At 72.2% G+C, this 24,138-nt stretch carries 19 protein-coding genes; 9 read left to right on the top strand and 10 right to left on the bottom strand.

Annotated elements, in window-relative coordinates; all coding sequences use genetic code 11:
• The first annotated feature begins 102 nt into the window (after positions 1-102).
• The 3 genes from J8N05_RS44120 (at position 103) to J8N05_RS44110 (ending at position 4,605) form a co-directional block, all read left to right on the top strand.
• A complete protein-coding gene (locus J8N05_RS44120) occupies positions 103-1,182 on the top strand; it encodes a LacI family DNA-binding transcriptional regulator (RefSeq protein WP_384270764.1) in 1,080 nt (359 codons plus the stop codon).
• Positions 1,183-1,393: 211 nt separating this feature from the next.
• Positions 1,394-2,188 carry an aminotransferase class IV gene (locus J8N05_RS44115; RefSeq protein ID WP_210893321.1) on the top strand — a complete coding sequence of 265 codons (795 nt, stop codon included), beginning with the start codon at positions 1,394-1,396 and terminating at the stop codon, positions 2,186-2,188.
• Positions 2,189-2,349: 161 nt separating this feature from the next.
• Complete coding sequence (locus J8N05_RS44110; RefSeq protein ID WP_210893319.1) at positions 2,350-4,605, top strand: MMPL family transporter; 2,256 nt, start codon at positions 2,350-2,352, stop codon at positions 4,603-4,605.
• Between the two features lie 59 nt (positions 4,606-4,664).
• On the opposite strand, the gene J8N05_RS44105 is transcribed toward J8N05_RS44110, so the two are convergent.
• The gene (locus J8N05_RS44105) at positions 4,665-6,140 is read right to left on the bottom strand and encodes a hypothetical protein (protein ID WP_210893316.1); all 1,476 of its coding nucleotides are present in this window, start codon (positions 6,138-6,140) and stop codon (positions 4,665-4,667) included.
• A gap of 202 nt (positions 6,141-6,342) precedes the next feature.
• Here J8N05_RS44105 and J8N05_RS44100 point away from each other — a divergent pair, with 202 nt between their 5' ends.
• Both J8N05_RS44100 and J8N05_RS44095 read left to right on the top strand, forming a co-directional pair.
• Complete coding sequence (locus J8N05_RS44100) at positions 6,343-7,362, top strand: MarR family winged helix-turn-helix transcriptional regulator (protein WP_210893314.1); 1,020 nt, start codon at positions 6,343-6,345, stop codon at positions 7,360-7,362.
• Positions 7,363-7,405: 43 nt separating this feature from the next.
• Positions 7,406-8,221 carry an SAM-dependent methyltransferase gene (locus tag J8N05_RS44095; protein WP_210893312.1) on the top strand — a complete coding sequence of 272 codons (816 nt, stop codon included), beginning with the start codon at positions 7,406-7,408 and terminating at the stop codon, positions 8,219-8,221.
• 45 nt (positions 8,222-8,266) lie between these two features.
• On the opposite strand, the gene J8N05_RS44090 is transcribed toward J8N05_RS44095, so the two are convergent.
• From J8N05_RS44090 to J8N05_RS44065, 6 genes are read right to left on the bottom strand one after another with little or no spacing between them, the layout of a single operon-like run.
• On the bottom strand, positions 8,267-9,514 hold the full coding sequence (locus tag J8N05_RS44090) for a vWA domain-containing protein (RefSeq protein ID WP_247706945.1): 1,248 nt from the start codon (positions 9,512-9,514) through the stop codon (positions 8,267-8,269).
• The gene (locus J8N05_RS44085) at positions 9,511-10,410 is read right to left on the bottom strand and encodes an AAA family ATPase (protein ID WP_247706944.1); all 900 of its coding nucleotides are present in this window, start codon (positions 10,408-10,410) and stop codon (positions 9,511-9,513) included. Before J8N05_RS44085 ends, J8N05_RS44090 begins: the two co-directional genes overlap by 4 nt.
• On the bottom strand, positions 10,407-11,438 hold the full coding sequence (locus tag J8N05_RS44080) for an XdhC family protein (RefSeq protein WP_210893310.1): 1,032 nt from the start codon (positions 11,436-11,438) through the stop codon (positions 10,407-10,409). The genes J8N05_RS44085 and J8N05_RS44080 overlap by 4 nt, the downstream gene beginning before the upstream one ends.
• Complete coding sequence (locus J8N05_RS44075) at positions 11,435-13,834, bottom strand: aerobic carbon-monoxide dehydrogenase large subunit (RefSeq protein WP_210893308.1); 2,400 nt, start codon at positions 13,832-13,834, stop codon at positions 11,435-11,437. The genes J8N05_RS44080 and J8N05_RS44075 overlap by 4 nt, the downstream gene beginning before the upstream one ends.
• On the bottom strand, positions 13,831-14,355 hold the full coding sequence (locus tag J8N05_RS44070; protein ID WP_210893306.1) for a (2Fe-2S)-binding protein: 525 nt from the start codon (positions 14,353-14,355) through the stop codon (positions 13,831-13,833). The genes J8N05_RS44075 and J8N05_RS44070 overlap by 4 nt, the downstream gene beginning before the upstream one ends.
• Before the next feature lie 5 nt (positions 14,356-14,360).
• Complete coding sequence (locus tag J8N05_RS44065; protein ID WP_210893304.1) at positions 14,361-15,251, bottom strand: FAD binding domain-containing protein; 891 nt, start codon at positions 15,249-15,251, stop codon at positions 14,361-14,363.
• A gap of 177 nt (positions 15,252-15,428) precedes the next feature.
• Between J8N05_RS44065 and J8N05_RS44060 the strand changes: the two genes are divergently transcribed.
• The 4 genes from J8N05_RS44060 to J8N05_RS44045 all read left to right on the top strand — a co-directional run bounded on the left by J8N05_RS44060 (position 15,429) and on the right by J8N05_RS44045 (position 18,981).
• Positions 15,429-16,388: a LysR family transcriptional regulator gene (locus J8N05_RS44060; RefSeq protein ID WP_210893302.1), complete on the top strand. Its 960-nt coding sequence runs from the start codon at positions 15,429-15,431 to the stop codon at positions 16,386-16,388.
• Positions 16,389-16,486: 98 nt separating this feature from the next.
• On the top strand, positions 16,487-17,365 hold the full coding sequence (locus tag J8N05_RS44055; RefSeq protein WP_210893300.1) for an SRPBCC family protein: 879 nt from the start codon (positions 16,487-16,489) through the stop codon (positions 17,363-17,365).
• A gap of 51 nt (positions 17,366-17,416) precedes the next feature.
• A complete protein-coding gene (locus J8N05_RS44050) occupies positions 17,417-17,950 on the top strand; it encodes a GNAT family N-acetyltransferase (RefSeq protein WP_210893298.1) in 534 nt (177 codons plus the stop codon).
• A gap of 380 nt (positions 17,951-18,330) precedes the next feature.
• Positions 18,331-18,981 (top strand): DUF4360 domain-containing protein, encoded by a 651-nt coding sequence (locus tag J8N05_RS44045; protein ID WP_210893297.1) that lies wholly within the window; start codon positions 18,331-18,333, stop codon positions 18,979-18,981.
• Positions 18,982-19,066: 85 nt separating this feature from the next.
• Here the strand turns inward: J8N05_RS44045 and J8N05_RS44040 are convergent, their stop codons facing one another.
• The 3 genes from J8N05_RS44040 to J8N05_RS44030 are packed head-to-tail and all read right to left on the bottom strand — an operon-like array spanning position 19,067 to position 24,071.
• Positions 19,067-20,377 (bottom strand): type 2 periplasmic-binding domain-containing protein, encoded by a 1,311-nt coding sequence (locus tag J8N05_RS44040; RefSeq protein WP_247706943.1) that lies wholly within the window; start codon positions 20,375-20,377, stop codon positions 19,067-19,069.
• Positions 20,374-21,615, bottom strand: a complete 1,242-nt coding sequence (locus tag J8N05_RS44035; protein WP_247706942.1) for a hypothetical protein — start codon at positions 21,613-21,615, stop codon at positions 20,374-20,376. The genes J8N05_RS44040 and J8N05_RS44035 overlap by 4 nt, the downstream gene beginning before the upstream one ends.
• On the bottom strand, positions 21,612-24,071 hold the full coding sequence (locus J8N05_RS44030; protein WP_210893295.1) for a serine/threonine protein kinase: 2,460 nt from the start codon (positions 24,069-24,071) through the stop codon (positions 21,612-21,614). The genes J8N05_RS44035 and J8N05_RS44030 overlap by 4 nt, the downstream gene beginning before the upstream one ends.
• Positions 24,072-24,138: the final 67 nt, after the last annotated feature.

Genomic DNA, 24,138 nt, shown 5'->3' with positions numbered 1-24,138 from the left:
ATGTTTACGTAAACATCTGATGGCGGCATGTCTACACTGCCCCGTTGACGGTGGTCAAGGGTCATTTGAGGAAACTACGGTTCGGAACGACGAGGGGGACGGGTGGACACAGCGGACAGCGCCTCGGCGAGCAGACCGCAGGCCGCGGCGCGCACCAGGAAACGGGCTTCCCGCCGGACGGCGAGCGCCTCGATGGCGGACGTGGCCCGGCTGGCCGGCGTCTCCTCGCAGACCGTCTCGCGGGTCTCCAACGGTTACGCGGGTGTGAACGAGGAGACGCGCCAGCAGGTGCTGGAGGCCATGCGCGAGCTGGGCTACCGGCCCAACAGCGCCGCCCGTGCGCTCAAGCGTGGCGAGTTCCGCACCATAGGCGTGATCACCTTCGGTCTGTCGACCACCGGTAACGTCCGCACCCTGGAGGCGATCGCGACCTCCGCCGCGCACGAGGGCTACGCCGTGACGCTGCTGCCCGTCGCCGTGCCCACCCAGGACGAGGTGCGCGGCGCGTTCTCCCGACTGGGGGAGCTGGCCGTCGACGCCGTCATCGTCATCCTGGAGGTGCACCTCCTCGACGCGGTGACCCTCTCCCTGCCGCCCCACATCAAGGTCGTGGTGGCCGACTCGGACGCCGGTGACCGGTACACCGTGGTCGACACCGACCAGGCGGGCGGCAGCCGTGACGCCGTGCGGTATCTGCTGGGCCTCGGCCACGAGACGGTCTGGCACCTGGCGGGCCCCGAGGAGTCCTTCGCCGCCCAGCGCCGGGCCGACGCCTGGCGCGCCGAGCTCACCGGGGCGGGCCGCGCCACACCCCCGCTGGTACGGGGCGACTGGTCGGCCGAGTCCGGCTACCGGGCCGGTCTCGAACTGGCCGAACAGCCGGACTGCACCGCCGTGTTCGCCGCCAACGACCAGATGGCGCTGGGCCTGCTGCGGGCACTGCACGAACGCGGGCGGTACGTGCCCGACGACGTCAGTGTGATCGGCTTCGACGACATCCCCGAGGCGGGTTCCTTCCTCCCGCCCCTGACCACCGTCCACCAGGACTTCGCCGAGGTGGGGCGACGCTGCGTCGAGGGTGTGCTGCGGCAGATGGGCCAGGACACCCCCGAGCACGGCACGACGCTGGTCCCGACCCGGCTCGTGGTGCGGGACAGCGCGGGGGCGCCGCGACCGCGGTGACCCGTGCTCGGTGGCCGGTGGCTGACGGCTGGCGCCGGTGGAGATGGCGGGTGGCCGGTGCGGGGCCTGGCTGGAGCAGGCTCCTCACGGCCCCGGACACGGCTCATCGGTGCGTGCCGGCCGGAAGTATTGATCATGCGGACACGCCGGAGATGAATCCGGACGCGTCGGCGGACGTACTGACGGTTGTACTGAGAGGAGAGATTCTTTGATGACACAACCGGCAACCGCAGAAGGACTGTTGGCGTGGGTGCCCGGCCACGGGCTGATCGCGGGTCTCGCGGCCGACACACAACTGCTGGTCGCGGACTCCTGGCTGCTCAGGGACGGGCAGGTGCGCGGCCTCGACCGGCACCGCGAGCGGTTCCTGCGGGCCTGCGGCGACTGCGGAGGGCCATCTCTCCAACAACTGACCGAGTTCTGGCGGGACATGACGGCGGCGCTGCCCCGCACGGGATCCTGGTTCCCGCGCGTCGAGCTGGTGGCCGGCTCTCTCCAGCTGAGACTGCTCCTGCGGCACGCCCCGCCGCTCGCCCCGGATGTGCGGGTGTGGGCGGCCGGCCAGCCCGATCCGCGTACCGTGCCCCGACGCAAGGGGCCGGACCTGGACGTCCTGGCCCGGGTCCGGCAGCGGGCGGCCGGACAGGGCGCGCAGGAGGCGGTGCTGATCGCGCCGTCCGGCCTCGTACTGGAGGCGGCCACCTCCAGCGTCCTGTGGTGGGAGGACGACGTCCTGTGCCTGCCCCCGCCGCAGCTGCCGATCCTGGCCGGCATCACCACGGGCCTCATCCAGGAGCACGCCCTGCGCGGCGGGGTCCAGCTGGCCCACCGCGAACGAACCCTGGACCAGCTGGCAGGCCGGGAGGTGTGGCTGGTGAACGCCCTGCACGGAATCCGTCCGGTGGCCGGCTGGGAGGGACGGCCCATGGAAGCGGGGCCGGCTCCCCGCGCGAAGCCATGGCGGGAATGGCTGGACGGCCGGTTGGAACCGCTGCCGGTCGGCTGACGGGCCGGCTGCCCGGACAACCCGCCGAAGAGACGCGCGCCGGACCGGTCGGGTCCGGCCCGGCGCGCAGCGCCGCGTTCCACGCGAGGGCTTCCGCAGGACGACGTGATCGAGACGTTGTTCAATGGACGAGTCCGACCCATGACGTCGTGGGAGTGCGTATGTCAGCGACGGAGTCCAGCTCAGGAGGGGGGTCGGGGGCAGCGGGGAGACTGCGCCGGCTGGGGGAATGGTGTGCCCGGCATTTCGTGATCGTCATCGTGGCCTGGCTCGTCGCCCTCGCGGCCGTACAGGTCCTGAACCGGTCGTTCGGTGGGGAGTACTCGGACGACTTCTCCCTCTCCGGGGTCCAGTCGCAGCAGGGCCAGGACGTCCTGAGACGGCACGACCCGGCGGCGGGCGGCTACAGCAGCCAGATCGTGCTGCGCGACGCGAAGCAACCGCTGGCCTCGGTGAGTGCGCAGCTGGGCCAGACGGTCACCGACCTGCAGAAACTGCCGCACGTCCTGGCCGTGCAGAACCCGCTGACGGCGGCCCAGAGCTCCTCGCAGCAGAGTTCCTCGCAACAGAACTCCTCGCAGCAGAACGTGGGCCCGCTCTCCGGTGACGGAAAGACCGGATACATCACCGTCCGCTTCGACGTACAGCCGTCCACGCTCGGCGACTCGTACCTCGACGGGGTGGACACCTCGGTCGAGCCCCTGCGAGGAGCGGGCGTCGACGTCGAGTACGGCGGACCGCTCGGCGAACTCGCCCGACCCGCCCCCGACGACCGGGTCAGCGAGCTGATCGGATTCGGCGTGGCGATCGTGGTCCTGCTCGTCGGCTTCGGCAGCGTCCTTGCGGCGGGCCTCCCGCTGCTGACGGCCCTGGTCAGCGTCCTGGGAGGGCTGGCCTGCCTGGGACTGCTCGCCGCGGCCTTCACCTTCGCCACGGTGTCACCGACGCTGGCCACGATGATCGGGCTCGGCGTCGGCATCGACTACGCGCTCTTCCTCATCACCCGGCACCGGCAGAACCTCATGGACGGCGACGATCCGGTGCGGGCGGCGGGACGGGCCACCGCCACGAGCGGCCGGGCGGTACTCGTCTCCGGCTGCACGGTCATCGTGGCCCTGGCCGGACTGTCGGTCTCCGGCGCCGGATTCATCGGGAAACTGGGCGTCGCCGCCGCCGTGACGGTCGTCTCCGCCGTCGCCGGCGCGCTGACCCTCGTCCCCGCCCTCCTGGGCCTCATCGGCCACCGCGTCGACCGCTACCGGGTACGCCGCCCCGTCGCCGAGACGGACGCCGAGCCGGGAGCCCCCGCCCACGGCACCTGGCACCGCTACGCCCGGCGCGTACAGCGGCGGCCCTGGTGGTTCCTGGCGGGCGGCACCGTCACCGTGCTCGTCCTCGCCGTTCCGCTGCTCTCGATCCAGCTGGGTCACATCGGGGACGGCGCGGACCCGAGGTCGTTCACGGACCGGCGGGCCTACGACATCATGGCGCAGGCTTTCGGGCCCGGCTCCAACGGCCCGCTGACCGTCGTCGTCGACCAGACGGGTGTGCCCTCCGACCAGCGGTCCTCGCTCAAGACGCAGGTGCAGAAGTCACTCACCGATGTGCCGGGCGCCGCCACGACCACCCCGCTCACGTCCACCCAGGACACGGACGTGCTGATCGCCACCGTCTACTCGAAACAGGCCCCGCAGAGCGCCGACACCACCGACCTGACCAACCGCCTGGTCGACGAGACCCTGCCCGCGGCCGTCGCCGGAACCGATGCCAAGGGCTATGTCACCGGTACCACCGCGGCCCAGGTCGACTTCCGGGACATCGTCGCGGAACGCCTCCCGCTGATCATCGCGGTGGTCGTCGCCCTGGCCTTCCTGATCATCCTGATGGTCTTCCGCGGCGTGCTGGTCGCACTCAAGGCGGCGGTCCTCAACGTCCTGTCGATCGCCGCCTCGTACGGTGTGGTCGTCGCCGTCTTCCAATGGGGCTGGGGCGGCCCGGCGCTCGGCGTGGACGGGAAGGTCCCCATCGAGAGCTACGTACCGATGATGATGTTCGCCATCATCTTCGGCCTCAGCATGGACTACGAGATCTTCCTGCTGTCCCGGGTGCACGAGGCCTGGCTGCGCACCGGCGACGCGAGGGCGAGCGTCGCCCACGCCCTGGAGATCACCGCCCGTGTCATCACCTGCGCCGCCCTGATCATGGTGAGCGTCTTCGCCGCGTTCATCGTCAGCGACAACATCGTCGTCAAGATGCTCGGACTCGGCCTTGCGGTGAGCGTCCTGATCGACGCGACCGTCGTGCGCCTGCTCCTCGTCCCCGCCGTCATGACCCTGCTGGGCCGTCACGCCTGGTGGACCCCCGGCTGGCTCGACCGGATCATGCCCCATGTGGATCCGGAGGGCGATCACGGCTGACCGGGGGCCGCGCGGGCGGACGCACAGCGCCTACAGGGCGTACGGGGTGGAGAGGTCGCTCAGGGAGCGATGCCCACGCCGTCGATCCGGCTCCAGGCCTTCTCCTGGCCGGACGTCATGGCCGGCCAACGCAGTCCGCCCGGCCGGGCGTCGACCTTCGAGGCGTACGAACCGGGCCGGAAACCCGGGTCGTAGAAGCAGCCGGTGCCGTGGACGGCGTCGAAGGCGGGGCAGGACGCGGCGACCGACTTCGGCGTCGGCTTCCTGCCGGTGCGCACCCAGGAGTCCAGCGCGGCGATCGAGTTGGCGTACTCGGAGTCGCTCAGCCCGCTGTGCTCGCTCTCCCGGGAGAAGGTCTGCACGAGGTGCCGGTCCCGGCCCGCGCCCCGCAGGCTGTCCCGGTACGCCGACTCGTGCTCGACGAACGCCGTCGGGTCGTCGATGGCGTGGAGCGTGAGCACCGGGATGTCGACCTTGCCCGTCAGATCACTGTCGTACGACAGGTCGCGTACGGCGGTGGGGTCGGCGGAGAAGCGCTCGACGCCCGCGTTGAGCGCCTTGTCGTCATGGGACCCGGAGTAGCGCACGCCCTGGTTGCTGAACGGATTGCGGCCGCCGAGCCGGTTGTGCACGATGTCGCGGAAGGTGAAGGTGGCGAACCGCAGATGCGACTCCAGCGTGCGCTCGGGCACTCCCGTGACGCCGAGGATGTCGTCCAGGTTGCGCTGCTGCACGGCGGTCCGGTCCTGCGGCGCGGACTCGAAGCCCGTGCACTCCTGCAACCGGGCGCCGAGCCCGGCGGACGTCATCGTCGAGCCCTCCCGCAGCCCCTCCCACAGCGGGTACTGGACCTCGGTGGGACGAGGATGGTTCTGGCAGTAGTACTGGTAGACCACGCGCAGATCCACGCGGTAGTCGTAGCCGCGCGACCCACCGCCGAGGACACCGTTGGTCAGCAGCGCCCCGTCGTAGGGGCCGCGCTTGCCCGCGCCGTACGTCTCCACGACCTTCGCGGCGACGTCGCCGCCCCACGACTGACCGTGCACGTACGTCCGCTTCGGTGTGCCGAACTCCTCGACGAACAGCCGGCGCACCTTCTCCGTGTCGGCTGCCGCCATCCGGGTTCCGTACCCACCGCGACGGTACGAGGAGCCCGCCCACGCGTAGCCCTCGTCCACCATCACCGACCAGCGCTCCAGGTCACCCGTGCTGCGCTCCGGGTCGGACTCCGCGCCGAGGTCGGGGCCGCCGTGCGCGTGCACGACGAGGGACCTGTTCCAGTTCTTCGGGACGGCCATCGCGTAGTAGGCGCCGTCGGCGTCCCGGCCGGTGTAGCAGGTGGCCTTCCCCGCGAGGTTCGCCGGGCACTCCACGACCGCCGGTGCGCTCGCGTCCGTGGTCGTCGTCGCGGAGGCAGGCCCGGAGAGCGTGCCGAGGAGGATTCCCGCGATGCCGGCGGCCACCGCCGCCCGGCGGCGCCGGAGGAAACCGGACCCGCCCTGGATCTCCGACGTACTCGGCCTCGTCCTGTCCATGACGTGCTCTCCCTCTCCTGGTCGGCGCACCGTTGCGCGACGGGGCCGATGCTAAGGAGGGGCGCGGCGAAAACCCATGGCTTGATCATTTGCGTTCATTGAGTTCGTGATCGGACCGTGCACGACCGGAACCCCGGGCCGGCGCAGGAGCCGTGAGATCCTGCTCCTGCGGCAGGAGGTCTGTGACTCGGGGGGATCATCCGTGCTCCACATACATTTCTCCACGGCGGATCTGAGCCGGATCCGCATCGCCCAGGAGCCGGATCCGGCCTGGGAGATCCTGCTGAGCCTGCATGCTCTGGGCGGCCCGGCCGATCACGTGGTCTTCGGCCCCTGGAGGTCCGAGACGCTGACCCGCGTCGACTCCTCGACGCGCATGCTGCTCGCGCTGGCGCCGCCCCGCGGCTACTCGCCCGACTTCCTCACCCCCTCCGGTGCCCCCGACGTGCGCTCCGCCGTGGACGCCGTGCTCAGCACCGGCCGCAGGCAGCTGCGTGCCGACCTCGCGCAGTTCGCCGTCCGGCGCCGGACACCCTCCTGGACGCGGCTGATGGCGGAGGGCGACGCCGAGACGATGGGCAAGCTCGGCAGCGCCCTCAACCGCTACCACGACCGTGTGCTCGCCCGTCGCTGGAACCGCATCCGCGCGGTGACCGAGGCCGAACGGACCCTGCGCGCCCGCGACTTCCTGGACGGCGGAGCCGAGGGGCTGCTCGGCGGCCTCGGACCGTCGGCCCGCTGGGAGGCCCCGGTGCTGACGGTGGACTACCCCCTCGACCAGCAGTTGCGTCTCCGGGGCAGGGGACTGCGGTTGGTTCCCTCGTACTTCTGCTGGCGAAGGCCCATCACCCTGCTCGACGAGGAGCTGACACCGGTCCTCGTCTATCCGGCCAACCGCGGCCTGCACCTGCTCACCGGACCCGAACGGCCGGGCCGCTCGGCGCTGGCCCGGCTGCTGGGACAGGACCGGGCGTCCGTGCTGGAGGAGATCGCCCTGTCCGGTGGAACGACGGAGGAAGACATCGCGCGGCGGCTCGGCATGTCACCCGTGTCGGCGGGCGAACACACCGCCGTCCTGCGGAGCACCGGTCTGATCGCCACCCACCGGAGCGCCGACACCGCACGGCACACCCTGACTCCGCTGGGTCTCGCACTGATCGAGGGACACCTGCCGGTCGACGACCTGCCGTACGGGACGGGTCCGCCGGGCCCGGAGCACTGACATACTCCACGACCAACGGTGTGTGTCCTCAAGGAGGTTGCCGGTGACCCAGGACTCGTCCGCTCCTGACAAAGCGGCGTTAGCGAAGATCGACTCGACGGTGCCGCATTCGGCCCGGATCTGGAACTACTGGCTCGGCGGGAAGGACAACTACCCCGTCGACCACGTGGCGGGAGACGCGTTCCGCGAGGTCTTCGCCGGTATCACCGACCTCGCCCGCGGCTCCCGGGCCTTCCTCGGCCGGGCCGTGCGCCATCTGGCAGGCGAGGCCGGGATCCGGCAGTTCCTCGACGTCGGCACCGGACTGCCGACGGTCGACAACACCCATGAGATCGCCCAGCGGGTGGCCCCCGAGGCACGCATCGTCTACGTGGACAACGACCCCCTGGTCCTCACCCATGCCCGGGTCCTGCTGACCAGCAGCCCCGAAGGGGCGACGGACTACGTCGACGCCGACCTGCACGACCCCGCGACCGTCCTGCGGGAGGCGTCGAGGACCCTGGACCTCACCCGGCCGGTCGCGTTGACGCTGATGCAGGTCAGCGGACACATCGCCGACTACGACGAGGCACGCCGCATCGTCGGCACGCTGATGGCGGCGCTCCCCTCCGGCAGCTGGTTCGCGTTCAACGACAGCGTCGACACCAACAAGGCCAACGCCGAGGCCACCCGGCTCTACAACCAGAGCGGCGCGGCACCGTACCACCTGCGCAGCCCGCGGCAACTGGCCGGATTCTTCGACGGGTTGGAGCTGCTCGCCCCGGGTGTGGTCCCCATCGACGACTGGCGCCCCGACCTGGGGGAGGCCCGCTCCGTCGGCGACGTGATCGCGTTGGGCGGCGTCGCACGCAAACCCTGAACGGGGGAAGCCCCGGCCGGACCGGCGGCACGCCGACGGCCCGGCTCACCGCCGGCGGGCCCGCCGGTTCCCGTCGTCCGCGATCGCCTCGGCCACCTCGGCGAGTGCCCTGAGGCTGTGCCCGCTCACGAACGCGTCGCAGTGGGGGAGGGCGGCGGCCATCCCGCCGGTGCGCGGGGCGTAACCGGGCGCCGCCCTGCGCGGGTTGACCCAGACGATCCGGTGCGCGAGCCGTGCGAGGCGGGACATCTCGCGCCCGACCGCACCGGGATCCTCGCCCTCCCACCCGTCGGAGAAGACCACCACCACCGCCCCGCGCGCCATGCCCCGGCGGCCGTAGCGGTTGTTGAACTCGGCCAGCGCATGGCCGATCCGGGTGCCGCCCGACCAGTCGGAGGCCGCGCCGCCCACCCGGCGCAGCGCCGCGTCCACACCGGAAGGACCGGTGTGCCGCAGCACCGGGGTGAGCCGGGTGAGCCGGGTCGCGAAGACGAACGCCTCCGCCGCGCCCCCGGCCGCCGCGCGCGGAAAGAGCCGCAGGTAGGCACGTGTGTACGGTTCCATCGAGCGGGAGACGTCGCACAGCAGCACCAGCCGTCGCCGCCGCAGCCGGTCGCGGCTGTGCGTCAGGGACAGCACCTCGCCCCCAGTGCGCTGTCCGGCGCGCAGGGTGCGGCGCAGATCGACGCGGCGCCCCCGCCTGCCGGTCTCCTGGCGGCGACCGCGGCGCAACGGCGTCCGCAGCACCAACAGGGCGAGCAGCCGCTCCACTTCGGCCAGCTCACCGGCGTCGAGAGCGGCGAAGTCCTTGTGCCCGAGGACTTCGGCCGCGCTGCCCACGGAGGGCAGCGCCTCGGTCCGCCGGTCCCGGCCCGGTCTCAGGACCCCGCGGTCCGACACCGCCCGGAGGGCGCCGCTCGGCAGAGGCGCGGCGACGGCGTCCGGACCGGCCCCGCGCGGCACTGCGGCCCGCCCGCCCACGGGATCCGGCTCGACCCCCGCCCCAGGCCGCCCCCGGTCCTTGCGTACGGAGAGCGACACCGACCGCGGGAGGCCCCCGAAGACCCTCTCGAAGACCCGGTCGAACGGACCGATCTGCTCGCGCCCCGTCACGAAGGCCAGCCGCGCCGCCCAGTACAGCGCCGCCCGGTCCACCGGCGGCAGCAGACGCAAGGCCTCCAGGAACCGCACCGACCGCTCCGGTGTCACCGCCACCCCGGCGCGGCGCAGTTCCGCGCCCAGCCGGACGCCGAACTCCGCCCGGTCGAAGACCGGCACCCGCGCCGCGGTCACGGCCGGCGGCCCGCGACCAGCCAGTCCGGACCGCGCTCGCGCACCGACTGCTGGTCCTCCCGGTACTTGAGCAGCGAGCCGAGGGTGCTCCCGGCGATCTGCGCGTCCAGGACGTCCACACCGAGCAGCCTCAGCGCGGAGATCCAGTCGATGGTCTCGGCGATGCCCGGCGGCTTCTGCAGCTCCAGCGCCCGCAGCCGCCCTACGGCCGCCGCCACCGCGACCGCCAGCTCGCGTGACGTGCCGGGCACCCGGCGGCGCACGATCTCGATGAGCCGCTCGGTCTCCGGATAGTCGATCCAGTGGTACAGACACCGCCGTTTGAGCGCGTCGTGGAGGTCACGCGTGCGGTTGGAGGTGAGCAGCACGACGGGCGGCACCGTGGCCCGTACGGTGCCCAGCTCCGGAATCGTGACGGCGGCCTCGGCGAGCACCTCCAGCAGGAACGCCTCGAAGTCGTCGTCGGCGCGGTCGATCTCGTCGATGAGCAGGACGGCGGGCGCGGGCCCGGGATGGCTGAGCGCGGCGAGCACCGGCCGACGCAGCAGATACGCCTCGCTGAACAGGTCGTCCTCGCCGATCTGTTCGTGCCGTGCCTCGGCGAGCCGGATGCCGAGCAACTGGCGGGGATGGTTCCACTCGTACAGCGCCTCGGCCGCGTCCAGGCCGTCGTAGCACTGCAGCCGGATCAGCGGGCCGCCCAGGATCGCGGCCACCGACTTGGCCGCCTCGGTCTTGCCGACCCCCGCCTCCCCCTCAAGCAGCAGCGGCTGGGGGAGGCGCAGCGCCAGGAACAGGGCGGTGACCAGGCCGTCGTCGGCGAGATAGCCCAGTGCGTCCAGCGCGGCGCGCAGACTCCCGACATCGGGGAGAGCGCGCTCGACGTACTCGCTCACGAAGTCCCGGCCTCCGTCTCCGCCGCCGCCCGCGCCTTCGTGTACCGGCCGGGGTCCTTCTCGTACGCCTCTCGGCAGGAGGGGCGGCAGAACCACTGCCTGCCCGCGCCGCCCGCGTCCGAGTACGGGGTGGTGGCCGCCGAGCCGGCGACCTCCATCCCGCAGACCGGGTCGGTGGCCGTCACCGTCACCGGGGCGCCCACCCGGGCCTCTTCCGCCGCGGCCGTCGGCAGACGGACCGCCTGGACCACCTCCGCCAGGATCGACAGCGCGATCTCGCCCGGTGTACGGGCCCCGATCCACAGGCCCGCCGGAGTGCGGACGCGGGCCCGCTGCTCCTCGTCCAGCTCGTGGGCGAGCCCGGCCAGCACCGCCGCCCCGCGCCGGGGACTGGCCACCAGTCCGACGTACGGCACCCCGGCCCGTACCGCTGACAGCAGGGCACGTTCCTCGTCGCGGCCGTGCGAGGCGATCACCACGGCACGGGTGCCGGCCAGTGCCTCGGCGCCCGGGGTGTCGAGCGCGTCGGCACCGGACACCGACGAGATCGCGTAACCGAGCGCCGGTCCGAAGTCGAGCAGGGTCCGTGCGATGGGGGACTCGCCGAACACCAGCACGCGGGGCGCGGGCCGCAGCGGTTCGAGGAAGATCTCCAGTTCGCCGCCGGACAGACACGGGTTGCGGACGCTGACCGCGCCCTCCTCGACGACGGGTTCCCCGGTGCCGTCGGCCGTCTCCTCCGGCGAGATGCGCAGCAGCAGGGACTCGCCGTCGCGCAGGGTCCGCAGGGCCTGGACCCGTACCGTGGCCTCCGCGCAGACCCCACCGACGAAACCCTCGATCCTGCCGTCGGCGAGGACCAGCGCGGTGTCGCCGGGGCGCGCGCTCGCCGGACGGCGGGCGCGGACGACGGTGGCCTTCACGAACGGCACCCGCCGGCCCGTCAGTTCGGCCATGCGCGCTTCGAGCGGCCCGGCCCGCGACGGTCCGACGGGAGTGACGGGGACGACGGGTACGACGCGGCTCATTGCGGTGCCTCCACCTCGCCGCCCTGCAGCGCCTGCCACACCCGGCTCGGCGTCAGCGGCATGTCGGCATGGCGTACGCCGATGGCGTCGAGGACCGCGTTGACGACGGCCGGCGGGGAACCGACGGTCGCGGACTCGCCGATGCCCTTCGCCCCGAACGGATGGTGCGGGGACGGCGTGACGGTGTGGTCCAGCTCCCAGGCGGGCACCTCCAGCGCGGTCGGCAGCAGATAGTCCATGAAGGACCCGGAGAGACAGTTGCCGTCCTCGTCGAAGCCGATGATCTCCATCAGCGCCATCCCGATGCCGTCGGCGAGACCGCCGTGCACCTGCCCCTCGATGATCATCGGGTTGATACGGGTCCCGCAGTCGTCCACCGCCACGAACCGCCGCACCTTCACCGAGCCCGTGCCGGGATCGACGTCGACCACGCAGACGTACGCGCCGAACGGGTACGTCATCTCGGGCGGGTTGTAGACGGTCGTCGCCTCCAGATGGCCCTCCACGCCGTCCGGCAGCTCCAGCGAACCGTGCGCGGCGAGCGCGATCTCCTGGATGGTCGTGGTCATGGAGGGATCGCCCTTGACCGACCAACGGCCCTTCGTCCAGGCGAGATCGTCCGGGGCGACCTCCAGCATCGCGCCCGCGATGATCCGCGCCTTGTCCCGCACCTTGCGCGCCACCACGGCCGCCGCGGCCCCCGACACCGGCGTGGAGCGGCTGCCGTACGTGCCGAGTCCGAACGGCGTCTGGTCGGTGTCGCCGTGCACGACGTCGATGTCCTCGGGCGGGATGCCCAGCTCCTCCGCGACGATCTGCGCGAACGTCGTCTCGTGGCCCTGCCCCTGTGTCTGCACACTCAGCCGTACGACCGCCTTGCCCGTCGGATGGACACGCAGCTCACAGCCGTCCGCCATGCCGAGACCGAGGATGTCCATGTGCTTGCGGGGCCCGGCGCCGACCGTCTCGGTGAAGAACGAGAGCCCCACGCCCATGAGTTCGCCCCGGGCCCGCTTCTCGCTCTGCTCCTTGCGCAGCTCCTCGTACCCCGCGAGATCCATCGCCTTGCGCAGACAGGCGGGGTAGTCCCCGGAGTCGTACGTCCAGCCGGTCTTGTTCTCGTACGGGAACTGCTCCGGCCGCAGCAGATTGCGCATCCTCAACTCGGCCGGGTCGGCGCCCAGTTCGTCGGCGAGGCAGTCCACCAGGCGCTCGATGAGATAGACCGCCTCGGTGACCCGGAACGAGCAGGCGTACGCGACACCGCCGGGGGCCTTGTTGGTGTAGACGCCCGTGACCCGGCAGTGCGCGGCCTCGATGTCGTACGAGCCGGTGAAGATGTGGAAGAAGCCGGCCGGGTACTTGGTGGGCTGCGCCGTGGAGTTGAAGGCGCCGTGGTCGGCGAGGACCTTGACCCGCACGCCCAGGATCTTCCCCTCCCGTGTCGCCGCGATCTCGCCGGCCATGTGGTAGTCGCGGGCGAAGGACGTGCTCATCAGGTTCTCGGAGCGGTCCTCCATCCACTTCACGGGCCGCCCGGTGACGATCGATCCCACGATCGCGCAGACGTATCCCGGATAGATGCCGACCTTGTTGCCGAAACCGCCGCCGATGTCGGGGGCCACGACCCGGATCTTGTGCTCGGGGATGCCCGCCACCATCGCGTAGAGCGTGCGGTGGGCGTGCGGGGCCTGGGAGGTGGAGTAGAGGGTGAGCTTGCCGTCGACCGGGTCCATCGAGGCGACCGCCCCGCAGGTCTCCAGCGGGGCGGGGTGCACCCGCGGATAGAGCATGGTCTGCTCCACGACGACGTCGGCCCGCGCGAAAGCCTCCTCGGTGGCCGCGCTGTCGCCCGCCTCCCAGTCGAAGACGTGGTTGTCCGTACGTCCCTCCAGGTCGTCCCGGATGACGGGCGCCTCGGGGGCGAGGGCGTGCCGGGCGTTGACGACCGGGTCCAGGGGCTCGTACTCGACGTCGATCAGCTCGATCGCGTCGCGCGCCGCGTAGTGGTCCTCGGCGACGACGAACGCGACCTCCTGGCCCTGGAAACGGACCTTGTCGGTGGCGAGCACCGCCTGGGTGTCCATCGACAGGGTGGGCATCCAGGCGAGCCCCAGACCGGCCAGGGTCTCGCCGGTGATCACCGCTGTGACCTTGGGATGCGCCTCGGCGGCGGACGTGTCCACGGAGAGGATGCGGGCGTGCGCGAACGGGCTGCGCAGGACCGCGCCGTGCAGCATGCCGGGCAGCTGGATGTCGTCGACGTAGCGGCCCCTGCCGCGGACGAAGCGGGGGTCCTCCTTGCGCTTCATCCGGCCGAAGCCGATGGGCCGTTCGGGCTCCTGTCCCTGTGCCGGCTCCTGCGGTGTCACCGGGGGTTCGTCGACGGCGGTCATGCCTGGCTCCCGGTGGTGGCTGTGGCTGTGGCCGGGGTCGTGGCTTCCGGGGCGGCGACGGCGGCCTCTTCCCTGGCCGCCCACCGGATGGACCTCACGATGTTCAGATAGCCGGTGCACCGGCACAGCTGGCCGGAGATGGCCTCCCGGATCTCCTGGTCGGAGGGGTCCGGATTGCGGTCGAGGAGCGCCCGGCCGGTCAGCATCATGCCCGGCGTGCAGAACCCGCACTGCAGACCGTGCTGTTCGATGAACCCCTGCTGCACGGGGTCGAGCCGGTCGCCGTCCGCCAGGTCCTCGACCGTACGGATCTCATGGCCGGCCGCCATCACCGCGAGAACCGTGCAGCTCTTCACGGGCTCGCCGTCCATCAGCACCACACAGGTGCCGCAGTTGCTGGTGTCGCACCCCCAGTGCGTGCCCGTCAGCTCCAGGTCGTCGCGGAGGAAACGTACGAGCAGATGACGGGGTTCGACCTCCCGGGTCCGGTCCTCACCGTTGACGTTGACGGTGATCCGCATACGTCTCACGCCTCCCCTGTGGTGCCCTGGGCGGTCCGTGCCCTTGCGACGGACCGCCGCAGGGCCCGCCTGGTGAGTTCGCCGGCCAGATGCCGCTTGTACTCGGCGCTGCCCCGGCCGTCGGTGACCGGCGAACAGTTCGCGGAGGCCAGCAGGGCCGCCTCCTCGTACAGTGCCTCGGACGGTTCGCCGCCGTTCAGCAGCTCCTGCACCGCGTCGAGGTTCAGCGCGCCCGCGCCCACCGCGGCCAGACCCACGCCCGCGTCGGCGATCCGCCCCTCGCGCAGGGTCAGCGCGACCCCGGCGGCGGCGACGGCCCAGTCGCCGGACTTGCGCTCGACCTTCTCGTACGCGCTGCCCGCCCCCGGCAGGACGGGGATCCGCACCTGGACCAGCATCTCGCCGACGCCCACCGCCGTCTCGTACGGGCCCTGGTGGAAGTCGGCCATGGGCACGACCCGTTCGCCGCCCTCCCCGCGGATCACGACCCGCGCGTGCAGCGCCCCGCACACCGCCGACAGGTCCTCCGACGGGTCCGCCTGGCACAGGGAGCCGCCGATCGTGCCCCGGTTGCGGACCGGCGGGTCGGCGATCACCTTCTCCGCGTCGTGGACGATGGGGAAGTACCGGCCGACCAGCGGCGACTCCAGGAGGGTGCGGTGCCGGGTCAGCGCGCCGACGCGCAGCTCGTCCCCGACCAGCTCGATGTGGTCGAGTTCGTGCAGGTCGTTGATGTCGACGAGCAGTTCGGGGCCGGCGAGGCGCAGCTTCATCATGGGCAGCAGACTGTGTCCGCCGGCCACGACCCGCGCCTCCTCGCCGTAGCGCCGCAGCAGCTCCAGCGCCTCGGCCACGCTCGTCGCACGCCGGTAGTCGAACGAAGCGGGTACCTGCACGGCACGCTCCCTCCCTTGAGGACCGGGCCGGTGCCTTGCGATGCGACGGTCCGGCGGCCGGTCCGGGGGAACAATCGCGCGGTCGTACGGGCCGGTCAACGGCGACTCAAGCGAATGCTTAAGTCGGTCGGCGACGGAACGGGTCCTACCGGCCGAACAGCCGTTGTAATGGCGGACATGACGCTGACTCAGCTGCGCGCATTCGTCACAGTGGCCCGACTGGGTTCCGTGAAAGGCGCGGCTCAGGCGCTCGGAGTCACCGAGGCCGCCGTCTCCGGGGCGGTCGCCGTGCTCCGCCGCGAACTGGGCGACGTGCTCTTCATCCGGGCCGCCGGCGGGATCAGTCTCACCCCGGGCGGCAGCAGGCTGGCCGCGGGCGCCGCCGAGATCGTCGGTCTCGCCGAGGAGACCCGGCACCGGGTCCGCCAGGCGAGTTCCGGTACCGCCCATCTGCGGGTGGCGTCCACCGAGGCCGGCGTCGAGCAGGTGCTCCCCGCACTGCTGACGTCCTTCGGGCGCAGGCAGCCCGACCTGGACGTGGAGACCCTCGCCGTGCCGGTGGCGGTCTTCGGCGACCTGCTCCGCGACCGGCGTGCCGATGTCACCATCGGTCCGGCCCCGCGTCCGGCACCGGCCGTCGAGTCGATACCGTTCCTGCGCTTCCAACTAGCCGTCGTCGCGGCGCCGGACCATCCGCTGAAACACGGGCAACGGCTGGGCCCCGCCCAACTGGCCCACGAACCATGGCTGCTGGGCCCGGCCGGGCTCGACCCGGACACACTGTCGGGCGCCTTCCTGGCCCACGTCGGAGTCGAGGCGACCGGCGCGAAGGCCTTCCCCAGCGTCACCGCCTCGCTCAACGCGGTGGCCGCCGGGGCCGGTCTGTCCGTGGCCTTCCTGCACGTCGTACGCGACGACCTGCGGCGCGGGTCGCTGATCCGGCTCGATGTCACGGGCGCCCGGCTGAGCGGCATGCTGTACGCGAGCGCGCTCATCGGCGAACGCCGTTCGACGACGGCCGCCGCGCTGTGCCGCTTCGTGACGACACCGGCCGCGACGCAGGCGGTGCTGACGCGGTCCAACGGGGTGCCCATGAACGAGTTCCGTCCGCCGGTCCACGTCACCATCTGGAGCTGACGTCCGCCACGCCCGCCGGACGGGGTCGCCCGGCGTCTTAAGCAAAGACTGAAGAGCACGTTGACGGTCCGGCGGGCCGCGCCCATCGTGTGTCCGTCATGGACTTCACCAATGAGTTCCGAGTGAACCTGCCGCCCGACGAGGCCTGGGACCTGCTGACCGACGTGGAGCGGATCGCTCCCTGTATGCCGGGCGCCCAGCTCACCGGCGTGGACGGCGACGCGTACAACGGGGTCGTGAAGGTCAAGGTCGGACCCATGACCGTCCAGTACAAGGGGGTCGTCTCCTTCGAGGAGAAGGACGAGGCGGGGCGCACGGCGGTGCTGCACGCGCGCGGCCGTGACACCCGGGGGCAGGGCAACGCCGACGCCCGCGTCACCGCCCGCCTGGTCCCGGACGACTCCGGAACGCGGGTCACGGTGGACACCCGCCTCACCATCACGGGCCGGGTCGCGCAGTTCGGCAAGGGGATGATCGAGGAGATCAGCGGGCGGCTGCTGGCCCAGTTCGTCGACAACCTGGAGGGGCAGCTCGCGGCGGACCGACGCCGGGGGCGGGCCGCGACCGGAGCCGGCGAACCACTGGCGCCTGCACCTGCATCGGCGTCTTCGCCGGCACCGGCGTCTGCGCCTGCGGCCACGTCTGGTGCCGCGCCCGGACCGGCCGCGGCGGGGACGGACACCGGCCCGGCCCCCGGCGCGGAGACCGCGGTACCGGCCGCCGCCACGGCGAACGGCACCGCAGCGGACGCTTCCACGACCGGAACCGTGCAGGAGCCCGCTCCGGCGAGCCCGGCGGCTCCCGTCACCCCCGTGTCGAACGGGGTCCGCCCCGCGTCCCCGCCGCCCGCCCCGGCAGCGGTGCAACCCTTGAACCTGATGAGCGTGGCCCGCGGCGCGGTCCTGAAACGAGCCCTCCCGGCAGTACTGCTGCTGGCCGTGATCGTCATCGCCCTGATCATCTGGCTCACGCGGTAGAACCGCCGGTGCGGATTTCGCGCTCGGCCCGCGTGTCGACAGGATGGGGGCATGAACGACATCCGTACCCCCCGCCTGCTGCTGCGCCGCTGGCAGGACGACGACCTCCTGCCCCTGTCCGAGATCCACGCCGACCCCACGGTGATGCAGTGGATCGGCGACGGCCGGCCGCGGTCCCTGGAGGAGACCGCCGAGGACATCGAGGCGTGGGAGGAGGAGTGGGACGACGAGGGTTTCGGGGTCTTCGCCGTCGAACTCCTCGGCTCGGGAGAACTCGCCGGAGCCGTCGGCCTGTACGTCGCCGACTCCCCGCCCGAGATCGCGGACCGGATCGCCATCACCTGGCGGCTCGGACGGGTCTACTGGGGACAGGGATACGCGTCCGAGGCCGCCCACGCCGCGCTTGAGTTCGCCCTCCAGGACCGTGGCATCGACCGGGTTGTCGCCGCGCCCCGGCCGGGCGACAGCGCCTCCGCGAACGTACTGGAGAAGCTCGGCATGAAGAGGGAGGGCGCCGTACAGGACCCGGTCCACGGACACGACCTCCGGCTGTGGACGATCGACCTGACGGAGTACGAGGGCTGACCGGCGCGAAGCGCGCACGGCCGTCGGCGGACCTGCCGACGGCCGTGCGCACAATTGGCCGGAGTTCGCCCTGGCTCGTCACGGTCGGGCTTCGTACGATGCGATCGCTCCCGGCCTTCACAGCCTCTTCATTGAACCTTCACAGGGTCGGGTGCGGGCGTGCCTTCGAGTGATGAGCCTGTAGTTGATGAATTGACATGTTCATGACTTGTCTATCGATGGTGCGCTCCACCGTTCCATCGCTGCCTGACTGCCTGCCTGACTGTCTGATCCCAAGCACCTGGTCCGCGACGGCCTCCGTACACGGGGGCCGCACCCCCCATTTCGCGGCGGGGCACGCACCCCGCCGCCGGAACACCGACGCAACGGATTGGAGCACCATGACCGGTGGACTGCTGCTGAGCGGCGCGATCGCCGCTCTGTTCGCCACCGCACTGCCCGCGCACGACCCGTCGAGCGCGATCGTCGACCCGCCCCCGGACAAGATCGTCATCAATGTCGCCACCGTGAACGGCTCCGGCTGTCCCGCGGGCACCGCCGCCGTCGCCGTGTCCCCGGACAACACCGCGTTCACGGTGACCTACAGCGACTACCTCGCCCAGGTGGGAGGCAACTCCGATCCCACCGCGTTCCGCAAGAACTGCCAGCTCAACCTGGTCGTCGCCGTACCGGGCGGCTTCACGTACGCCATCGCCAGCGCGGACTACCGCGGCTTCGCCTCGCTCAAGGCGGGGGCGACCAGCACCGAGAAGGCCTCGTACTACTTCCAGGGCTCGTCGAACACGGCCTCCATCACGCACCCCTTCAGAGGCCCCCTCGACGACAACTGGCAGGCCACGGACACCACGGAGTGGGCGCAACTGGTCTGGGCGCCCTGCGGTGTCCAGCGGAACTTCAACATCAACACCGAGATACGCGTCAACGCGGGCACGTCGGCTCCGAGCAGTACCAGCTTCATGACCATGGACTCGACGGACGGTGAACTCAGCACCATCTACCACCTGGCATGGAAGGAGTGCCCCGCCTCCTGAGAGCCTGAAGGGCCCGCACCGGGTCCCCTCGGCCGGCTCCTCCGCACCGGGAGCCGGCCGAGGGCGTACCACCGGCGCACGGGATTCAGCCGCCGGGGCCGGCGCAGATGTGCTCGGGCGGCCGGAACGAGCGGGCGTCGTCCGCGTCCTCGTCCACCTGGACCCGTATGGTCTCCAACTGCCTGAGCAGCGAGTCGAGATGCTTCTTCGCGGGGTCGCGGAAGAACTCCAGGACCGCACGGTGGAAGGCGTCCCGCAGTTCGGGTGGCATCACGTCGGAGGCGTCGAAACACAGGGTCCGGGCCGTCGAGTTGAGCAGGCCGTCGATCTCCTGCTCGACGGTGTTCGCCGGCTCCGTGGGAGGCAGCCCCTTCGTGTCGGGGAACAGCGGACGCACCGCCGGGTCCGCCTCGGCCCGCCACCGCGCCCGCCCGGCCGGACTCGACAGCCGCTCGACCAGTTCCTGGGCGTCGGGGTCGTCGCTGAAGACGGCGGCCATGTCACCGGCGACCTCGAACGCGTCGCGGTTCTCGGCCCGCCCGCGCAGGAACCGGGCCGACGGCTCCACCCGGATGTCGTCGCCCGCGTACACGTACCGGATGAAGGCGCTCTGGTGTTCGTGGGTGCACGCGAAGCCGGGGGAGTTCAGCAGCCCGCGGGGCCCGGCCGGTCCGGACGTGCCTTCGTACGACGTGGTCAGCGACTGCTCGACGGAGGCGTCGGAGCGGCCGTCGAGCAGTTCCGCCCAGGTCGTCCACGCCCGTACGACGTCCGGGTCGCGCCAGCTGAGCCTGCTCGTGGCCCACTGCTCGTACCGGCCGGGACCCGCCTGGTGGAGCAGGATGTCCTCGATCCAGTCCGTACCGGGCCAGCCCGAGGTGGCCTGCGAGGCGAGCCCCACGCACCACGCCGGATCGTCGCTCGGTGTGCCCTTCTTGCTCCACACCAGGCTCTTCAGGTCGACTTTCAGCGGCACCCAGTAGGTACGGCTGCTGCCGTCCACCAGGAGTTCCGGCGACCACGGGGAGAAGGCGCGTTCGCGGGTCGGCTCGGTGAGCGGCTTCAGCTTGTCGCGGCGGGCGTACTCGGTGAGTTCGCCGATGCTGTTGAGGACCGCCACGTCCGGCGGGGTGTCCGCCTCCAGCTGTGAGACGAGGGTCTCGCGCAGGGAGCGCGTGCCCTCGTAGGTGTAGGTCCTGCCGGTCCCGTCGTCGAGCCGCTGGAGCGCGGCCTCGAAGGCCTCGCCCTCCTTGCCGGTCCACGGGCCGAGCACGACGAGGGGGTCGGGGGCGTCCGAGGCACAGCCGGGAACCAGGGCGAGCAGACATCCGGCCATCAGGACCCGCAGCCCTCGCAGGACACGCGTCCCGGGCGGGGCGGTCGGCGGGCGGGTCATGAGACGGCTCCCGGGCGGGCGACCACGAGATACTCGCGGCGGTACGCGTGCAGGGCGCCGCCGACGAGACCGGCGGCGAGCAGACCCGCGGGGAGGACGAAGGGCGCGACCCCGTCGAGGAAGGGGAGCCGGCCGTCGGACAGCGTCTTGTCGATCCGGGCCTCCAGCACCTCGATGGCTTGTGGGTCGGGGCCGTCGAAGGGGCGTTCCTCGGCGATCGTCTCCGTCTCCGGAGAGGTCCGTTCGGCGAGCGTGTCGGCCAGCGGAACGGCCCGCGCCTGGGCGTGCTGCGCGAGCAGCGCGTCGGCCGCCAGGAGCGGTACGGCGAGCAGCGGCAGGGCGGCTGCCGCCAGCGGAACACTGAGCCGGATGCGGAAACGGCGGCGCAGGAACACCACGGTGCGCCAGAGCCCGACGGCGACCAGCACGAGGGCGAAAGCGGAGACCACGGTCGCGGTGAGCACGCCCGGGCCCCAGGCGGCCCGTTCCGCGAGCCGTTCGTGCAACTCCCGCTCCAGCCCCGTGACGCGGTCCACGATCGAGGTCGCCCCGGAACCGGTCGCCGGCGGACACGGCGGATAACGGTCCTGCCGGTCCGCGGCGGCGACCGGCTCCGAACAGAGCATGCTGCGCGCGTACGTCAGCTCGGCGTCCCGCAGCACGGCGTCGCTCGCGTGGCCCTGCGCCCGGCCGATCCACCCCGTGTAGTCGACGACCAGCGCGGACACCACACGCAGCTCCTGCTCCTCGACCACCGTCAGGGCTCCGCTGCGGGTCACCTGGTTGAGGCTCTGCGTCGCCCGCGCCACCCGCGTGCGGTACCGCTCGCTGAGGCCGCCCAGTTCGGCCGCCCCCGCCTCGGCGAGGTTCTTCTCGGCCTCGCCCTGCGCGATGAACAGCGACGCCTTGGCGTTCGCGAGGCCGACCAGCGCGGGCGCCAGCCGGTCCCGCAGATACGCCGAGTCGTCCCGCACGTCCAGGTACGCCCACCCGAGCGTGCCGAACGCCACCACGATGAGCAGGGGCAGCGCGATGAGGCGGTCCCGCAGGTACGCGCGGTTGCGGCGGCCGGTGGGCGAGGGCCACAGGTAGCGCCAGAGCCGGCGGGCGAGTTCGGTGACGACGACCACCGCTCCCCGCGCGGCCCGGCGCAGACGTGCGGGCAGTGGGGTCGCGCGCGGCGCGGTCGCGGCACCCGCGCCCCGGGCCGTACGTCCGCGTCGTGCCGAACCGGTCACTCGCGGGCCGTCCGGACGTTCTCTTCCTGCGACTGCGACTGCGACTGCGACTGCGACTGCGGCTCCTGCGGCTCCGGGGATCCTTGAGGCCTCTGCGACCCCTGTGACCTCGGCGACCTCTGCGATCCCTGTGACGGCGTATGGGCGATCGTGCGCAGCCAGGCCGTCGCTCTCTTCCCGAGCCACGGGCTGTCCCGGTGGTGCCGGAAGGCGAGCGGGCGGACCGCGTAGGCACGGTCCAGCAGGGTCTCGGCGACGGCCCCGTCCTCGGCTCCGGCGGAACGGGCGGCCTGGTGCGCGAGGGTGAGATAGAGGCGGGAGAGCTCTCTGCGCAGCCCGGGTTCGTCGGACGGCAGGCCCAGCCGTGCGTCGGCGTCCGCGGCGAGCCCGGCCAGTCCCGCCGCGTCGATCGCACCCCGGACGAGGGCTCCCCGTACCGCCTCCCACACCTCCGCCGTCATCCGGACCCTGGCCTGCTCGTCCGTCAGGCCGTGCGCGTGGAACAGCCGGGCCAGTGCGGCCAGCACCTCGCGGAGCCGGTCGGCCGCCTCGTCCGGGCGCTCGGCGGTGCGCACGTGCTCGACGCCGACGCGTACGGCGGCCGTCCGTGCGGCGGTCCGGTGCCGGGAGTGCTGCGGCACCGCGTCCAGGGCCCGTACGGCGTCGTCCCACGCCCGTTCCCCGCCCAGGGCGAGACGGGCCCGCGCCGCGCCGAACGCGGCGCTGCCCAGCGACGGGTTGCGCAGCCGGACCGCCTCGTAGAACGTCAGCGCCTCCTGCCAGCGGCCGAGGCGCTCGGCGCAGTAGCCGAGGGCCAGTTTCGGCGCGTACTCGCCCGGGATCGCCGCGAACACCTCGTCGAAGTGGCGCCGGGCCGCCCCGACCCGGTCCTGTCCGAGCGCGAGCAGTCCGCGGTGCCAGCCGAGCCGCCAGTCGTGCGGGGCGTGCTCGGCGCCGATCAGGGTCTCGGCGGACCGCAGTTCCCGTTCGGCGGCCGAGGTCCCGCTCCCGGCGCTGCGCAACCGCAGACGGCAGCGCAGCAGCAGGACCTCCGGCGAGTCCCGCCAGTCCCCGGTGTGCTGGAGCAGCGCCTCGGGAGCGGCGTCGGCCAGCCGGCTCAGCTCGGCGTGGTGGAGGTCCTGCGGATCGGGGCGCGGCACGGGCAGCCGGCTGGCGACCTCGGCGGGCGACGGCGGTGCGTACGGGGCGGGCGCGTCCGGCGCCGCCCACCGGGTGACGGGCGGTGCCGAACCGAGGGCCGCGTCGAGCGCGTACGGCGACTGGAAGAAGAGCGGGGACGGCTCGAAGGTCTCAAGACCGGTCCGCAGCGACCGCAACTCCCGGAAGACACCGCGCAGTTGTTCCTCCATCTCGCGCGCGGTGGCGAACCGTTCGGCCCGTTCGGCGCGGGTGGCACGGTGCAGGACCCGGGCCAGCGACACCAGGCCGAGTCCGTGCGGAGGCGGCGCGGTCATGGAGGGTGCCCCGGAGATCCGGAGGGGCTCGTCCCCGCCCGGTGACTCCGGTGACTCCGCTGACTTCGGTGATCCGGTCGACTCCGGCGTGCCGGTCGTCGTCGGGCCGATCATGTCCAGGCGGCCCAGCTCCGCCAGGTCGCCGGGGCAGCGCCCCAGCCCGCTCAGCCGCCGCAGGGTCTCCCCGAGGCTGAACAGGTCGTCCTGGCCGGTGGACTGGCCGTTCGGGCCGACGGTCGGAGCCCGGAAGCCCTCCGTGGTGTGGCCGGGCAGTCCGGCCGAGCGGACGCTCCCCACGTCGATGATCTTCGTGGCGGTGCCGTCGTGCATCACGTTGTCCGGCTTGAGGTCGCCGTAGACCTTGCCGGGCCGGTCGGCGTGCAGATGCCCGAGAGCGGCCAGGATCCTTACCCCGTAGGCGAGTACGAACTCGTGGAACCGGCCGCCGCCGAACTCGTCCGCGTTCACCTGGACCCGGGCCCGTACCTCTTCGAGCGTGAGACCGTCCACGTACTGCAGGACGAGGAAGTCGCCGACCTCCGGATGGTGCCCGTAGTTGAAGACACGGATGATGTCGCCGTGGCTGAGATCGACCAGGGCCCGCCGCTCCTGGGCCAGGGCACCCGACGAGGTCGCCGCCTGCTGCGGGTGGAGGATCTTGATGGCGACCTCGCGGTTGTCGACCTTGGTGTCGAGCGCCAGGTAGACCTCGCCCATCCCGCCGTAGCCCAGCGGCCGGATCAGCCGGTACTGTCCCGCGAGCAGTCGCCCCGAGGGCAGGGGCAGTTCGTCCCGGCCGCCCCCGTGGGACGCCGCCCGGTCGAGCAGGGTGATCGACGGCAGCAGCACGGGGTCGGGGCTCTCCTCGGGCAGGACGACGTGCGCGGCCCGCAGAATCGGCGACGAGACCACGAGCGGGCCGAACGACGCACTGGACTCCGGCGGTTCACCGGTCGCCCCGCTGCCCGCTGCCCCCTCCATGCGACCCCAGAATAGACGTGGCGGCTCCGAATGACCCCGTGCCGAGGGGGAGATGCTGTGTCGGAGT

This window comes from Streptomyces liliiviolaceus, from assembly GCF_018070025.1.
In the GTDB taxonomy this organism is placed as follows: domain Bacteria; phylum Actinomycetota; class Actinomycetes; order Streptomycetales; family Streptomycetaceae; genus Streptomyces; species Streptomyces liliiviolaceus.
The sequence above is the reverse complement of the archived record's forward strand: the minus strand, read 5'-3'. Positions and strand labels throughout refer to the sequence as shown.